This window comes from Streptomyces saintjeani (assembly GCF_055409605.1).
Genome location: NZ_CP189624.1, coordinates 1,159,241 through 1,174,567, shown reverse-complemented (window position 1 = coordinate 1,174,567; position 15,327 = coordinate 1,159,241). Strand labels below are relative to the sequence as shown.

The following is a 15,327-nucleotide window of genomic DNA, read 5'->3' as shown; positions in this document are numbered from 1 at the left end:
CAGTGATGACATCTGCGACGCCACACGAGCCCGGCACCACCACGATCCGCCACCTCGGCCGGCTCCTGCGCGAGCAGGACGAACGCCGCCCCGAGGCCCCGGCGATACTCTCCCCCGGCCTGCCCGCCCTGACCTACCGCGCGCTGCGCCGGCAGGCCGACCGCACGGCGCGGGCCCTGTCCGAGGCGGGTGTCGCCCGCACCGACCGCGTCGCGATCGCGCTGCCGGGCGGCCCCGCCACGGCGAGCGCCCTCGTCGCCGTGGCCTGCGCGGCCACCGCCGCCCCCCTCGACCCCGGGGGCCGGGCCCGGGAGTTCGACGCCCTGTTCACCGACATGAACGTGACGGCGGTCCTCGTCCAGCGCGGCACCGACACCCACGCGGCGGCCGTCGCGCGGGCCCAGGGCCGCCTCGTCATCGAGCTGGTGCCGGTGCCCGGGGGAGCCGCCGGCGAGTTCGACCTCGTCCCCGACACCGCCTCCCGCGCGGCGGCCGGGGACACGGGCGGCGATCCCGCCGACACCGCGTTCCTCATGCACACCTCCGGCACGACCGGCCGCCCCAAACTCGTCCCGCAGAGCCACGACCTGGTCTGCGCCTCGGCCCGCAACATCGCGGCCAGCCTCGGCCTCGGCGAACGCGACCGGTGCCTCAACGTCCTGCCGCTCTTCCACGGGCACGGACTCATGAGCCCCCTGCTCGCCACCCTGTGGGCCGGCGCGAGCGTCGTCGCCCCGCCCGCCTTCGACGCCGGCGCCTTCCCGGGCTGGCTCAGGACCTACGAACCGACCTGGTACACGGCCGTACCGGCCATCCACCAGGCCGTCGCGGGCGTCCTCACCGGCGAACCCACCACCCTGCGCTTCGTGCGTTCGGCGTCCGCCCCGCTCCCGCAACGCCTGCGGGAGTCGCTGGAGGAGGCCACCGGAGCCGTGGTCATCGACTCCTACGGCATGACGGAAGCCTGCTCGATCATCACCAGCAACCCGCTGCCGCCCCGCGAACGCAGGCCCGGCTCCGTCGGCGTCTCCATCGGCAACGAACTCGCCGTACGGGGAGAGGACGGCAAGTTCCTCGCCCCCGGCGAGGAGGGCGAGATCGTGCTGCGCGGCGAGACCGTCATCAGCCGCTACGACGACAACCCCGACGCCGACGCGAAGGCATTCACCGACGGCTGGTTCGGGACCGGCGACAGCGGCTACCTGGACGAGGACGGCTACCTGTTCCTCACCGGCCGGCTCAAGGAGATCATCAACCGGGGCGGCACCAAGGTCTCGCCGGTCGAGGTCGACGAGGTCCTCCTCGCCCACCCCGGCATCGCGGAGGCCGCCGCCTTCCCCCTCCCGCACGCCACCCTCGGCGAGGAGGTCGCGGCGGCGATCGTCCTCACGCCCGGAGCGGACCCCACCGACGAGGCCCTGCACGACTTCCTCGCCGCCCGCCTCGCGGAGCCGAAGATCCCCCGGCGGCTCTTCCGCGTCACGGAGATCCCCCGCACCTCGACCGGCAAGATCCAGCGCTCCGGACTGGCCGCCCGCCTCGACCGGCCGGGCACGGCACGCCGGGCCGCGCCCGGCACCGCCCTGGAGAGCGCCGTCGCCGGCATCTGGGGCGAACTGCTGGGGCTCGAACAGGTCGGCACCCGCGACCACTTCTTCGACCTGGGCGGCAACTCCCTGCTCATCCGGCAGGTACAGGTCCGCATCCGGGAGACCACCGGCCGGGACGTACCCGTCGTGGAGCTGTTCGCCCACCCCACCGTCGAAGCGCTCGCCGCCCACCTCGCCACCGCCGACGCGGCGGACGAGCCGGACGACGGCCAAGGGCGGGCGGAAGGAAACCGACGGCTGGCGCAGCAGCGCGGCCGGCGCCGACAGCAGACGGAAGACGAGATATGACAACGGGCCTGGAGATCGCCGTCGTCGGGATGGCCTGCCGCTATCCCGGAGCCGCGAACCCACGGGAGTTCTGGACGAACCTGCGCGACGGCGTCGACTGCGTCACCCGCTTCGACGAGGCCGAACTCCTCGCGGCGGGCGTCCCCCGACACCTGCTGGCCGACCCCGACTACGTACGGGCGAGAGGGGTCGTCGAGGGCCACGACCTCTTCGACGCGGAGTTCTTCACCATCCCGCCGCGCGAGGCCGAGCTGATGGACCCGCAGCACCGGCTCTTCCTCGAATGCGCCTGGGAGGCCCTGGAGGACAGCGGATACGCGGGCACCCGCCGCCCCGCCGCCACCGGCGTCTACGCGGGCGCCTACGAGAACACCTACCGCCGCCACGTCCTCGCCGACCCCCAGGCGGCCGAATCCGCCGGCTGGCTGCTGACCCACCTCAGCGGCGAGCGCGACTACCTGGCCACCCGGACCGCCTACAAGCTGGACCTGCGCGGCCCCGCGCTGACCGTCCAGACCGCCTGCTCGACCTCCCTGGTCGCCGTCCATCTCGCCGGACAGGCGCTGCTGAGCGGGGACTGCGACCTCGCGCTGGCCGGCGGCAGCACGGTCCGGGCCCGGCAGACCGAGGGCTACCTGTTCGAACCGGAGGGCATCCTCTCGCCCGACGGCCACACCCGCGCCTTCGACGCGGACGCCCGGGGCACCGTCTCCTCCAGCGGCGTCGGGGTCGTCGTCCTGAAGCGCCTCGACGACGCGCTGCGCGACCGGGACACCGTGTACGCCGTCATCAGGGGCACCGCCGTCAACAACGACGGGGCCGCCAAGGTCGGGTTCAGCGCCCCCAGCGTCACCGGACAGGCCCGCGCGATCCGCGCGGCCCACCTGATGGCCGAGGTCGACCCCGCCACGATCGGCTATGTCGAGGCCCACGGGAGCGGCACCTCGCTGGGCGACCCGATCGAGATCGAGGGGCTCACCCGGGCATTCCGTGCCGCCCAGGGTTCGCGTCCCGTCGGCTCCGTCAAGACGAACATCGGGCACACCCACGCCGCCTCCGGTGTCGCCGGTCTCATCAAGACGGCCCTGGCCCTGCGCCACCGGCAGATCCCGCCGAGCCTCGACTACCGGCAGCCCAACCCGGACATCGACTTCGCCCGCTCCCCCTTCCACGTCGTCACCGAACTCACCGAGTGGAAGACGGACGGCGCCCCCCGGCTCGCCGGGGTCAGCTCCTTCGGCACCGGCGGCACCAACGCCCACGCCGTACTGGAGGAGGCCCCCGCCCGCCCCGAGGCGCCCTCCCGCCGGCCCTGGCGGCTGCTGCCGCTGTCGGCCCACACGGAGTCCGCCCTGGAGACGGCCACGGACCGCCTCGCCGCACACCTGCGCGACGCCGACGGCCGCCCGCTGGCCGACGTCGCGTACACCCTCCAGGTCGGGCGGGCGCGCTTCGCCCACCGCCAGGTGCTGGTGTGCGCAGACGCGAACGACACCGACGACGCCGCCGAGGCCCTGGAGAGCCGGGCACCGCGCCGGCTCCTGCGGCGGACCGTCCGTCAGACCGGCGAGCGCCCCGTCGCGTTCATGTTCTCCGGCCTCGGCGACCAGTACCCGGGCATGGGGCGGGAGCTCTACGCGTCGGAGCCGGTCTTCCGCGCCGAGGTCGACCGGTGCGCGGAACTGCTGCGCCCGCACCTCGGCATCGACCTGCGCACCCTGCTCTACCCCGACCCCGCGCCCGGAGCCGCCCCGGCCACCGGCGGCATCGACCTGCGCGCCATGCTCGGCCGGGGCGCGGCCCCCGCCGCCGAACTCGACCGCACCCTGTACGCGCAGCCCGCCACCTTCATGGTGGAGTGGGCGCTGGCCCGGCTGTGGACGGACTGGGGCATCCGCCCGCAGGCCATGCTCGGCTACAGCATCGGCGAGTACGTGGCGGCCTGCGTCGCCGGGGTCCTGAGCCTGGAGGACGCCTGCCTCCTGGTCGCCGCCCGCGCGCGCCTGATCGAGGAGATGCCGGGCGGCGCGATGCTCGCCGTCGCCCTGCCCGAGCACGAGGCGGCCCCGCTAGACGACCGGCTCTCCGTCGCCGCCGTCAACGGCCCCGCGCTGACCGTGCTCGCCGGAGCCGTGGACGCGGTCGCCGAGCTGGAGGACCGCCTCACCCGCGACGGCGTCGCCGTCCGCCGCCTCCAGACCACGCACGCCTTCCACTCGCACCTGATGGAACCGGGCCGGGCCCCGCTCGCGGAACTGACCCGCACCGTGACCCTGAACCCGCCCACGATCCCCTACCTGTCCAACGTCACCGGCACCTGGATCACCGACGACCAGGCCACCGACCCCGCGTACTGGGCGCGCCACATGTGCGAGACCGTCCGTTTCGCGGGCGCCGTCGAGGAGCTGTGGCGCACCCCCGGCCGCGTCCTCCTGGAGGTGGGCCCCGGACAGGCGTACAGCAGCCTCGCGCTGCAAATGCTGCCCGAGGGCGCCGGGGGTACGGACGGCGACCGGATGTCCCTGTCCTCGCTGCCCGCCGCCCACGACAGCACGCCCGCCGCCCGGTTCCTGCTCACCTCGCTGGGCCGCCTCTGGCTGGCCGGCGTGGAGCCCGACTGGGACCGCGTCCACGCGGGCGAGACACCGGGGCGCGTCCCCCTGCCCACGTACCCCTTCGAACGCCGCCGGTACTGGATCGACGACGCCACCACCCCGCGACCGCCCCGGGCCGAGGTCCCGTCGATGGCCAGGCGGGAGGACCTGGCGACCTGGTTCTCCGTCCCCTCCTGGGCCTCCACCGCACCCCTCGACCCGGTGCGGGACGAGGAACTGGCGGCCGACCCCCAGCGCTGGCTGCTGTTCCTCGACGACCACGGCACCGGACAGCGGATCGCCGACCGGCTGGTGCGGGCCGGGCACGACGTCACCACGGTGGTCCGGGGCGAACGCTTCCAGCGGCTCGCCGAAGGGCGTTTCGCCCTGGCGCCCGGCCGCCGGGAGGACTACGACGCGCTGCTGGGCGCGCTCGCCGCCCCGCCCCGGACGGTCGTCCACCTGTGGACCGTGACCGGCGAGGACCCGGCGACGTTCGACGAACTCCAGCAGCGCGGTTTCGACAGCCTGCTGTTCCTCGTCCAGGCCCGGGGCGCCCGGGGCGACGACGCCCCCCTGCACCTGGCCGTCGTCTCGGACGGCCTGCGCCAGGTCACCGACGGCGAGGTGGTCGCCCCCGCCAAGGCGACGGTCACCGGACCCGTCACCGTGGCGCCGCAGGAACACCCCGGCCTCACCGCGCAGAGCATCGACATCGCGCGCACCGCCCCGGACACGGACCGCCTCCTCACCGAACTCGTACGGCGGCCCGAGGACCCCGTCGTCGCCCACCGGGGCCGGGGCCGCTGGACACCGCGCTGGGAACCCGTACGGCTGGAGCGGCCCGAGCGGCCCCCCGCCCGGATCCGGGAGCGCGGCGTCTACCTGATCACCGGCGGGCTCGGCGGCATCGGCCTGACCCTGGCCGAACACCTCGCGCGCACCGCACGGGCCCGCCTGGTCCTGGTCGGGCGCTCGCCCCTGCCCGCGCGGGAGCAGTGGGCGGACCTGCGAGCCGGGAACGACGAGACCGCCGCGCGGATACGCAAGGTCATGGCCCTGGAGGAGCTGGGCGCCGAGGTGCTGGTCCTGGCGGCGGAGGTCACCGACGAGGAGCGGATGCGGGCCGCCGTCGCCTCGGCCACCGCCCGGTTCGGCCCCCTGCACGGCGTGATCCACGCCGCCGGGGTCCCCGGCGGCGGCGTGATGCAGCTCAAGACCCCGGACGCGGTCGCCGCCGTCCTGGCACCGAAGGTGCGCGGAGCCCTCGTCCTGGACACGGTCCTGGGCGACACGCCGCTCGACTTCCTGCTGCTGTGCTCCTCCACCATCGCCTTCAGCGGGGGCCTCGGCCAGGTCGACTACTGCGCCGCGAACGCCTACCTCGACGCCTACGCTCAGCACCGGTCCGCCGCGGGCGGCCCGTACACCGTGTCGGTGAACTGGGACGCCTGGCAGGAGGTCGGCATGGCGGCGAGGGTCGTCGGCCGGACACCGGGCCCGCGCGCCCTCGGCAACCCCCTGCTCCACACCTGCCTCGTGGACACCCCGGCCCTCGCCGTCTACGCGGCGCGGTTCAGCACGCCCCGGGACTGGCTCGTGGACGAGCACCGCATGCTCGGCATCTCCGTCGTCCCCGGCACCGCGTACCTGGAGATGGTGCGGGCGGCAGCCGCCGACCGGGGCCTTGGCGGCGCGATCCGGTTCGAGGACGTCCTGTTCCTGGCGCCGGTCGTGCTGGGCGAGGACCAGGAGCGCGAAGTCCGCGTGGTCCTGGAGAAGGCGGCGGACGGCTACCGGTTCTCGGTCGTCAGCGCGGACGGCGAGCGCTGGAGCGAGCACGTGACCGGCCGCGTCCTGGCCCTGCCGGACCCGGACACCCCTTCACCCCATGTGGTCTCCGAGCTGGTGGAGCGGTATGGCCTGCGGGACGCGGGAGAGGTGAGTCACGACGGGCCGATGACCTTCGGGCCGCGCTCGCAGTGCGTGGAGGCCGTCTGGACGGGTGAGGGCGTGGCCCTGGCCCGGCTGTCGGTCCCGGCGCGCTACGGCGAGGAGGTGGCCGCGCTCGGCCTGCACCCCTTCCTCCTGGACATCGCCACCGGATTCGCCAGCCTCTACCTCGAACGCGACTACCTCATGCCGCTGCGCTACCGGGCCATCGACGTCCTCGGCCCGCTCCCCGCGCGCATCCACAGCCTCCTCACCTACCGGGGCGAGCCCGGGCGCACCTCGCGGGAGACCCTCTCCTTCGACGTGACCCTGTTCGACGAGGACGGCCATGTCCTGCTGCGGGCCGAGGAGTTCGTCATGAAGACGGCCCGCGCCCTCGACACGAAACTGCCGGCCCTGCGCGACGGCCGCTCCGACGAGGTCGGCGCCTACACCTACCCGGAGCTCCGCGGGGACGACGAGAACGCCTTCCTCGCCCACCTGGAGACCGGCATCCTGCCGGCCGAGGGCGCCCTGGCCTTCGAACGCCTGCTGGCCCGGGAGCTGTCGCCCCAGGTGGCCGTCGCGACCAAGGACCTCGCGGCGATCGTCGAGAACGTCGGCGCCCTCGGCACCGGCCCCGAGGAGCCGGACGAGGCGCGTACCCCCGTCCCGGCCCACCCCAGGCCCGCGCTCGCCACGGCGTACGTCGCCCCGCGCGACGCGCTGGAACAGGCGCTCGCCGAGCTGTGGCAGGACCAGATCGGCGTCGCCGAGGTCGGCGTCCACGACAACTTCTACGAACTCGGGGGCCATTCACTGCTCGGCATCAAACTCCTGGCCCGCCTGCGGGACACCCTGCACGTCCAGGTCGCCCTGCAGTCCCTCTTCGACAACCTCACCGTCGCCGAACTCGCCGCGGTCGTCGCGGCGCAGCTTCCGGACGGGCCAACTCAGCAGCGGGACCAACAGAACGGGAGGCAGGCGTGAGCCGGGTCGGTGTGGTGGGCGCGGGTGTCATGGGCGGCGGGGTGGCCCAGAACCTGGCGACCGCCGGGCACGAAGTGGTTCTGATCGACGTCAGCAAGGAGGTACTGGACCGGGCGGCCGAGCGGATACGCGACGACCTGCGCTTCAGCCGGCTGCTCGGCACGGCGGCCGGGACGGTCGTGGACGCCGCCCGCGCCCAGGAGGCGATCACCTTCACCACCGACTACGGGGCCCTCGGCGACGCCGACTTCGTGGTCGAGAACGTCACCGAGCGCTGGGACGTCAAGGCGCGGGTGTATCCGGTGCTCGACGAGGTGTGCCCGGATCGCGCGGTGTTCGCGGCCAACACCTCCGCCATCCCCATCACCAGGATCGCCTCGCTGACCGGGCGCCCCACGAACGTCCTGGGCATCCACTTCATGAACCCGGTGCCCCGCAAGCCCGTCGTCGAGCTGATCCCCGGCCACCACACCTCGAAGGAGTCGGTCGGCACGGCCCAGGCACTCCTGGCGAGCATGGGCAAGACGGGGATCGTGGTGAACGACTCACCGGGCTTCGTGTCGAACCGGGTCCTGATGCTCACCATCAACGAGGCCGCGTTCCTCGTGCACGAGAACGTGGCCACGCCCGAGGACGTCGACAAGGTCTTCACGTCCTGCTTCGGCCACCCCATGGGCCCGCTGGCGACGGCGGACCTGATCGGGCTCGACACGATCCTCTACAGCATCGAAGTACTCCACGAGAGCTTCGGCGACAGCAAGTACCGACCGTGCCCCCTGCTCAAGAAGATGGTCGACGCCGGTCTCCACGGCCGTAAGACCGGGCAGGGGTTCTTCTCCTACGCCTTGGAGGTCTGACATGACGGCAGCGGTGGGACCGGAGATAGCGAAGTTCCTGGCCGGCAGTTTCCCGAACCTGGAGATCGGCGACGACGAGGACCTCTTCGAAGGAGGCATCGCGAACTCGCTGTTCACCATCCAGCTCATCATGTTCGTCGAGAAGCGCTTCGGGGTGCAGATCCCCAACGAGGACCTCGAACTGGACAACTTCCGGACCGTCACGGCCATGACGAAGCTGGTCGAGCGGCTGACACAGGCGCGGTCGGATGTCTGACCGCCCCCACGGCAGGGAGGAGTTCCGGGCCGCCGTCGACGCCGAGATAGCGCCCCGCGCGGCCCGGTTCGACCGTGACCAGGCCATCCCCCAGGATGTCCTGGCCCGCATGGGCGAGCTGGGCTGGTGGGGGGCGGTCCTGCCGGCCGAGGTGGGCGGCTCGGGCCTGGACATGGTGACCCTGGGGGAACTGCACGAGGAGGTCGGCCGGGGCTGCTCCTCGGTCCGCAGCCTGCTCACCGTCCACTCGATGGTCGCGCACGCGGTCTCCCGCTGGGGCAGCGAGGAGCAGCGGACCCGCTGGCTGCCCCGGCTGGCGCGCGGCGAGACCATCGGCGCCTTCTGCCTGACCGAACGGGAGGCGGGCAGCGACGTCGCCAGCATCGCGGCCACCGCTGTCCGCCAGGACGACGGCGGCTTCGTCCTCGACGGCGCCAAACGCTGGACGACCGGCGGCCAGATCGCGCACCTCCTGCTGGTGTTCGCCCGCACCGGACGCGGCATCTCGGCGTTCCTCGTCGAACGCGACACCCCGGGCGTCGAGGTCCGGCCCGTCCACGACATGCTCGGCACCCGGGGCAGCATGCTGGCCGAGATCGACTTCCGGGACTGCCGGCTCGGCCCCGGCGCCCTCCTCGGCCCCGACGGCTTCGCGCTCGCCACCGTCGTCACCGGCGTCCTCGACATCGGCCGCTACAGCGTCGCCTGCGGCTGCGTCGGCATCCTCCAGGCGTGCCTGGAGGCCGGGGCGCGGTTCACCGCCGAGCGGGGCGGACGCGCGCAGCCGCTCAGCGAGCACCAGCTGATCCGGCAGATGCTGACGCAGATGGTCACCGACGTCAGCGCGGCCCGGCTGCTGTGCCGGCAGGCCGGGGAGCTGAAGGACCGGCAGGACCCGCAGACCATCATGGCCACCTGGATCGCCAAGTACTTCGCCTCGACCGCCGCCGCCCGCGCCGCGAGTGACGCCGTGCAGATCCACGGGGCCGTCGGCTGCTCCCCGGACCATCCCGTGCAGCGGTACTACCGCGACGCCAAGGTCATGGAGATCATCGAGGGCAGCACCCAGATCCAGCAGATCAAGATCGCTGAGGAGGCGTACAGGTGGACAGCCAGGTAAGCGCGCCGGCGGTCCCCGGAGGACGGCGCGAGACCCCCAGGGACAAGCCGCGCCGGGGCCGGATCAAGTGCGTGGTGTGGGACTTGGACGAGACGCTCTGGGACGGCGTCCTCCTGGAGGACGGCGAGGTCGCCCTGCGGCCGGCGGTCGTGGAGCTGATCGAGGAACTCGACGCGCGCGGCATCCTCCAGTCGGTGGCGAGCAAGAACGACCACGACGCGGCGCTGGAGCGGCTGGCGGCCTTCGGGCTCGCCGACTACTTCCTCCACCCCCGCATCGGCTGGGGGCCCAAGTCCGACTCCGTGGCCGGCATCGCCGCGGCCCTCAACATCGGCGTCGACTCCCTCGCGTTCGTCGACGACCAGGAGTTCGAACTGGAGGAGGTCGCCTTCCGGCACCCGCAGGTGCTGTGCGTCGCGGCGGCCGAGATAGGGCGGGCCGTCTTCGGCTGGGAGGAGTTCCGGCCCCGGTTCATCACCGACGAGTCCCGCAACCGCCGCTCGATGTACCGCAGCGCCATCGAACGGGACCAGGCGGAGGAGGAGGCGAAGACCACCGGGGAGGACTTCCTCGCCACCCTCGGCATGGTCTTCACCATCAGCGACGCCGCCGAGGAGGACCTGCGGCGGGCCGAGGAACTGACCGTACGCACCAACCAGTTGAACTCCACCGGCCAGACCTATTCCTACGACGAACTCAAGGAGCTGTGCGCGTCCCCCGACCACCGCCTCCTCGTCGCCGACCTGGAGGACCGCTTCGGGCTGTACGGGAAGATCGGCCTCGCCCTGGTCGAGACCCGCGGACCGGTCTGGAAGCTGAAACTGCTGCTGATGTCCTGCCGGGTGATGTCGCGCGGGGTCGGCGCGGTCCTGCTCAACCACGTCATGACCCTCGCCCGCGACAACGGCGCGACGCTCCAGGCGGAGTTCGTCGAGACCGGACGCAACCGCATGATGTTCGTGACCTACCGCTTCGCGGGCTTCCAGGAGGTCGGGAAGAACGGGGACGCGACCCTGCTGGAAGCGGACCTGACACGGGTCCAGCCGGCCCCCGACTACCTGGTTGTCACCCCACCGGGGACCTGACGCCCGGCCGTTTCGCCAACGCCCCATCCCCTGCTTCAACCCACGGGAAGAACGGATCGAGAACCAGATGGCAACCTTCGTCCTGGTCCACGGCGCCTGGAGCGGTGCCCACGACTTCCGCAAGGTCCGCGGTCCGCTGCGCGCCGCGGGCCACGAGGTCTTCACCCCGAGCCTGACCGGCGTCGGTGAGCGGGTGCACCTCGCGAGTCCCCAGGTCGGCCTGACCACGCACATCGCCGACGTGGTCAACTGCGTCCGCTACGAGGACCTCGCCGAGATCGTCCTCCTCGGCTTCTCCTACGGCGGCTGCGTCATCACCGGCGCGCTCGAATACATCGCGGACCGCGTACGCCACCTCGTCTACCTCGACGCCTTCGTGCCCGACGACGGCGAGGCCGCCGGCCTGCCCGGCGGGGCGAGCGCCCCGCGCGTCACGGACCTCGGCGACTCCTGGCAACTCCCCGCCCCCATCCGGGAGTTCGACGACCCCGAGACCGGCGCCTGGATCACCGCCCGGCGCACCCCGCAGCCCATCGGCACGTTCACCGAACCCGTACGGCTGACGCGCCCGCTGGAGGACCACCCCTTCACCCGGACCTTCATCAAGGCCACCGGGGACCCCCGCCCCGAGCCCCCCGGCCCGTTCTGGACCGCCGCCGACCGGGTCTCGAAGTCCCCGGCCTGGCGCTACCGGGAGATCGCCACCAACCACATGATCCCCAGCAACAGGCCCGAGGAGCTGGCGGAACTGCTGCTCGAACTCGTCTGAGACCGGCTGAGGAGACGAAGATGACCACCAAGCCGTGGGTATGTGAGACGTGCGGGAACCACGCCTACACCGAGGGGGCCACGCCTCCCGACGCGTGCGTGATCTGCGAGGACGACCGCCAGTGGGTCCCCGCCGGCGGCCAGCGCTGGACCACCCTCGACGCGATGGCGGCCGGCGGCTACCACTCCGTGGTGCGCGAGGTGGAGCCCGGCCTCTTAGGGGTCGGCGCCGAGCCGATGATCGGCATCGGCCAGCGCGGGCTGGTCCTGCGCACCAGCGAGGGCAACGTCATGTGGGACCCCTCGCCGTACCTCGACGAGGCCGCCGTCGACGCCGTCCGGCAGGCCGGCGGCCTCAGCGTCGTCACCGCGAGCCACCCGCACTTCTACGGCGCGATCGTCGAGTGGGCCCGGATCTTCGGCGCGCGCATCCTGCTGCCCGAGGTGGACCTCCACTGGCTCGCCCGCCCCGCCTCGGCCGAACCCCTCGTCCACACCTGGGCGGACGAGGTCCCGCTGGCCGACGGCGTGACCCTGGTCCAGTGCGGCGGCCACTTCCCCGGCAGCGCCGTCCTGCACTGGGCCCAGGGCGCCGACGGCCTCGGGGTGCTGCTGACCGGGGACACCATCAACATCTCCCCCGGCGAGGACCGGGTGGCGTTCCTCTACAGCGCCCCCAACCGCCTCCCGCTGCCCGAACGCGGCGTGCACGGCGTCGTCGAGGCCGTGCAGCCGTATTCCTTCGACCGCATGTACGCCCACTGGTGGGCCCCGGCGATCCGCCGGGACGCCCAGCGGGTCCTGAAGGAATCGACCGACCACTACCTCAAGTTCGTCCGGGGCGACGCGCCGGCATGGCTCACCGGGGGCCACACCCACTGACACCGGCGCGGCCATGTCCTCAGGGGCGTGGCCGCGCCGCGTCGTGGGCCAGGGAGCCGAGCCGCTCCACCGCCTCCGTCAGCACACCGGTCCTCTTGCAGAAGGCGAACCGGACCAGGCCCCGGGCCTGCGCCCCCGGGTTTCGGTAGAACACCTGGTTGGGGATGGCCGCCACCCCGCACAGCCTGGGCAGCGCCCGGCAGAACTCCAGGCCGTCCTCGTCGCTGAGCCCGCTGATGCTCGTGGTGATGAAGTACGTGCCGTCCGGCGGGTGGACCGTGAACCCGGCGGACCGCAGGCCGCCTGCCAGCAGGTCGCGCTTGGCCCGCAGTTCCCGGCGCAGGCCCTCGAAGTAGTCGTCGGGGAGCCGGAGCGCCTCGGCGATCGCGTACTGGAACGGCCCGCTGGACACGTACGTGAGGTACTGCTTCGCGGTGAGGACCGCCGAGACCAGGGCGGCGGGTCCGCTGACCCAGCCGACCTTCCAGCCGGTGAAGGAGAAGGTCTTGCCGCCCGAGCTGATCGTGAGGGTGCGCTCCCGCATGCCCGGGAACGTGGACACCGGGATGTGCTCGACGTCGTACACGAGGTGTTCGTACACCTCGTCGGAGATCACCAGCAGGTCCCGTTCCACCGCGAGTCCGGCGATGGAGGCCAGCTCCTCGCGGGTGAGGACCGTTCCGGTCGGGTTGTGGGGGGAGTTGAGCAGCAGGATGCGGGTGCGCGGGGTGACGGCGGCCCGCAGCGCGTCCAGGTCGGGGCGGAAGGACGGCGGGCGCAGGGGGACCGGGACGTGGGTGCCGCCCGCCATCGCGATGCACGCCGCGTAGGTGTCGTAGGTGGGCTCGAAGGTGATCACCTCGTCGCCGGGTTCGAGCAGGGAGAGCAGGGACGCGGCGATCGCCTCCGTCGCGCCGGCGGTGACGAGCACCTCGGAGCCGGGGTCCAGGGTGATGCCGTGGAACCGCTTCTGGTGGTGGGCGACGGCCTCGCGCAGCTCGGGGACGCCCCGGGTCGGCGGGTACTGGTTCCCGTGGCCGGCGAGGACGGCGTCGGCGGCGGCGCGGGCGATCCCGGCGGGGCCGTCGGTGTCGGGGAACCCCTGGCCCAGGTTGATCGAACCGGTCTCGGCGGCGAGTGCGGACATCTCGGCGAAGATCGACGTACCGGCCTGTGCCAAGCGGCTGTTCACATGGGAGATCGGCATGAACACATCGTGCCCTTCTGCGGGGTGGTCGGGGGAGGGGCGGGAGACGTTCACCGGCGGTACATCACGTACAGCCTGCCGTGGTGGAAGGCCGCGCCGCCGGCGTCCAGGGCGGGGAAGCCGCCGTCGTGGGCGGGCGCGGCGGGCTCGTCCCAGCCGCCGCCGTCGGCGCGGGCACCGAGGCGCAACCGGCCGTCGGTGTCGCGGGCCAGGAGGTGCGGGCCGAGGCCGGGGTGGTCGACGAGGGTCGGGCTGCGCTCGGTCAGCAGGTCGTGCGCGGGGGTGTGGGTCCGCCAGCCGGCCGGGTCCGACGGGGAGTCGCTGTAGCGGACGTGGACCTTGTCGTCGAGGCCGCGGTGGGCGATCCACAGGGCGTCGCCCGTGGAGACGAGCGCGGGGGCGCTGTCGCTCGCGGAATCGGTGAAGCAGTGGGTGGAGTCGCTCCCGAGGTCCGTGTCGAGCCGGTCGAGGCGCATCCGCCTGTCGTGGTCGCGGCGGGCGACCCAGAGGTGTCCGCCGTGCGAGGCGACGTCGGGCGACACGGGGCTGTCCCAGCCCTCCATCCGCGCTTCCCGGGTCCACGCGGAGCCGTCGAAGCGGTTCCACAGGACCTGGCCGTCCGGCGTGGTGTGGAAGGAGTACAGCCGGTCCTCGTGCACGGTGAGCGCCGCGCGCTGACGGCTCCCCGAGCCGCCGATCGGCGCGGGGGCGCTCCAGGTGCCGTCGCGCAGCCTGCTCCACATCAGCCGTTGATCGCCGGGGCGGGCGAAGACGACGTGGAGGTCGCCCCGGTAGGAGACCAGGGACGGCGCGGTGACGCTCCGCAGGGCCAGGGGGACGGGCGCGCTCCAGGGGGACGGCCGCCCGGTCCGGTAGGTGGCGTACTCCAGGGCGCCGGCGGGGAAGGGGGGCCGCTCCCCGCCGTACCTGAGCCGTGGCGCGGTGCCGTCGCTCTCGCGGTTCAGTTCCAGGGCGCGCCGGTGGAAGAGGACGGCGGTGTCGGCGCGGCCCAGGACGAAGCGCAGGGGGATCTCCGGGGGGCCGTCCAGGTGTGTCCTGAGGGAGACGGACAGTTTCAGGACCTCCCAGGCGATGCCGACGAAGATCTGTCCGGGGGGTCCGGTGTCCAGGTCGGCGACCGCTGTGTCACAGGCGCGGGTGAGGTCGTCCAGCGCGCGGGCGAGGTCCGTTCCGGTGTGGGTCCCGAACGAGACGCGGTCGGTGACGGGGCCGTCGAAGAGCACCCTGGACGAGGGGGCGGGGCCGTGATCGAGGTGCCACGTCGCCCGGAACGGCGCCGCTTCCGCCTCGCCGCCGGCTCTGTCGCCGTGGGAGACACCGGCGAAGCCGACGACGCCGAAGCCCGCCTCCCGTACCCCGGCGGCGAACTCCGCCGACCACAGCGGCGCGCCCTCCGCCAGCGCCTCGGTGCTGAGGAACGACACGTTCGGGCGGGCGAGCGCCTCCTCGGACAGCTCCCGTGCGCAGGCGCGCAGGTCCGCGAGGGCGTATCCGGACGACACCGGACGGTCCGCGACGGTCTCGCGGTGGGCCCGCCCCCAGTCGCGTATCTCCTCCTCCGACAGGACGGTCCGCAGGACGTCCAGCAGCAGGCGCTCCAGATCGGTCGGCACCTGCCCGGCCCGTAACCGGTCGGCGCCGTGCAGCGCCGCCCCGATCAGCACGTTGTTCGACATGCCGCTCCCTTCGGTCTCGGTAGCTCTCCCCACCAAGACCG

10 protein-coding genes are annotated in these 15,327 nt (G+C 73.1%); 8 read left to right on the top strand and 2 right to left on the bottom strand.

All coding sequences use genetic code 11. The features are described from left to right. Window positions 1–5: 5 nt before the first annotated feature. The 8 genes from ACQCO7_RS05270 to ACQCO7_RS05235 all read left to right on the top strand — a co-directional run bounded on the left by ACQCO7_RS05270 (window position 6) and on the right by ACQCO7_RS05235 (window position 12,382). Window positions 6–1,898 (top strand): non-ribosomal peptide synthetase, encoded by a 1,893-nt coding sequence (locus tag ACQCO7_RS05270; protein WP_464070708.1) that lies wholly within the window; start codon window positions 6–8, stop codon window positions 1,896–1,898. Further along, window positions 1,895–7,414 (top strand): type I polyketide synthase, encoded by a 5,520-nt coding sequence (locus ACQCO7_RS05265; RefSeq protein ID WP_464070707.1) that lies wholly within the window; start codon window positions 1,895–1,897, stop codon window positions 7,412–7,414. The genes ACQCO7_RS05270 and ACQCO7_RS05265 overlap by 4 nt, the downstream gene beginning before the upstream one ends. Continuing rightward, on the top strand, window positions 7,411–8,271 hold the full coding sequence (locus ACQCO7_RS05260; RefSeq protein ID WP_464070706.1) for a 3-hydroxyacyl-CoA dehydrogenase family protein: 861 nt from the start codon (window positions 7,411–7,413) through the stop codon (window positions 8,269–8,271). Before ACQCO7_RS05265 ends, ACQCO7_RS05260 begins: the two co-directional genes overlap by 4 nt. A gap of 1 nt (window position 8,272) precedes the next feature. Next, complete coding sequence (locus ACQCO7_RS05255) at window positions 8,273–8,527, top strand: acyl carrier protein (RefSeq protein WP_010355255.1); 255 nt, start codon at window positions 8,273–8,275, stop codon at window positions 8,525–8,527. Beyond that, window positions 8,520–9,647, top strand: coding sequence for an acyl-CoA dehydrogenase family protein (locus ACQCO7_RS05250; RefSeq protein ID WP_464070705.1), 1,128 nt, complete (start codon window positions 8,520–8,522; stop codon window positions 9,645–9,647). Before ACQCO7_RS05255 ends, ACQCO7_RS05250 begins: the two co-directional genes overlap by 8 nt. Next, window positions 9,632–10,732, top strand: a complete 1,101-nt coding sequence (locus ACQCO7_RS05245; protein WP_464070704.1) for an HAD-IIIC family phosphatase — start codon at window positions 9,632–9,634, stop codon at window positions 10,730–10,732. Before ACQCO7_RS05250 ends, ACQCO7_RS05245 begins: the two co-directional genes overlap by 16 nt. A gap of 67 nt (window positions 10,733–10,799) precedes the next feature. Beyond that, a complete protein-coding gene (locus tag ACQCO7_RS05240) occupies window positions 10,800–11,501 on the top strand; it encodes an alpha/beta hydrolase (protein ID WP_464070703.1) in 702 nt (233 codons plus the stop codon). Window positions 11,502–11,521: 20 nt separating this feature from the next. Beyond that, window positions 11,522–12,382 (top strand): MBL fold metallo-hydrolase, encoded by an 861-nt coding sequence (locus tag ACQCO7_RS05235; protein ID WP_464070702.1) that lies wholly within the window; start codon window positions 11,522–11,524, stop codon window positions 12,380–12,382. A 19-nt stretch (window positions 12,383–12,401) separates the two neighbouring features. Here ACQCO7_RS05235 and ACQCO7_RS05230 read toward each other — a convergent pair whose 3' ends face one another. Then, window positions 12,402–13,589: a pyridoxal phosphate-dependent aminotransferase gene (locus ACQCO7_RS05230; protein ID WP_464070701.1), complete on the bottom strand. Its 1,188-nt coding sequence runs from the start codon at window positions 13,587–13,589 to the stop codon at window positions 12,402–12,404. 50 nt (window positions 13,590–13,639) lie between these two features. Then, the gene (locus ACQCO7_RS05225) at window positions 13,640–15,286 is read right to left on the bottom strand and encodes a hypothetical protein (protein WP_464070700.1); all 1,647 of its coding nucleotides are present in this window, start codon (window positions 15,284–15,286) and stop codon (window positions 13,640–13,642) included. Between the last annotated feature and the right edge of the window lie 41 nt (window positions 15,287–15,327).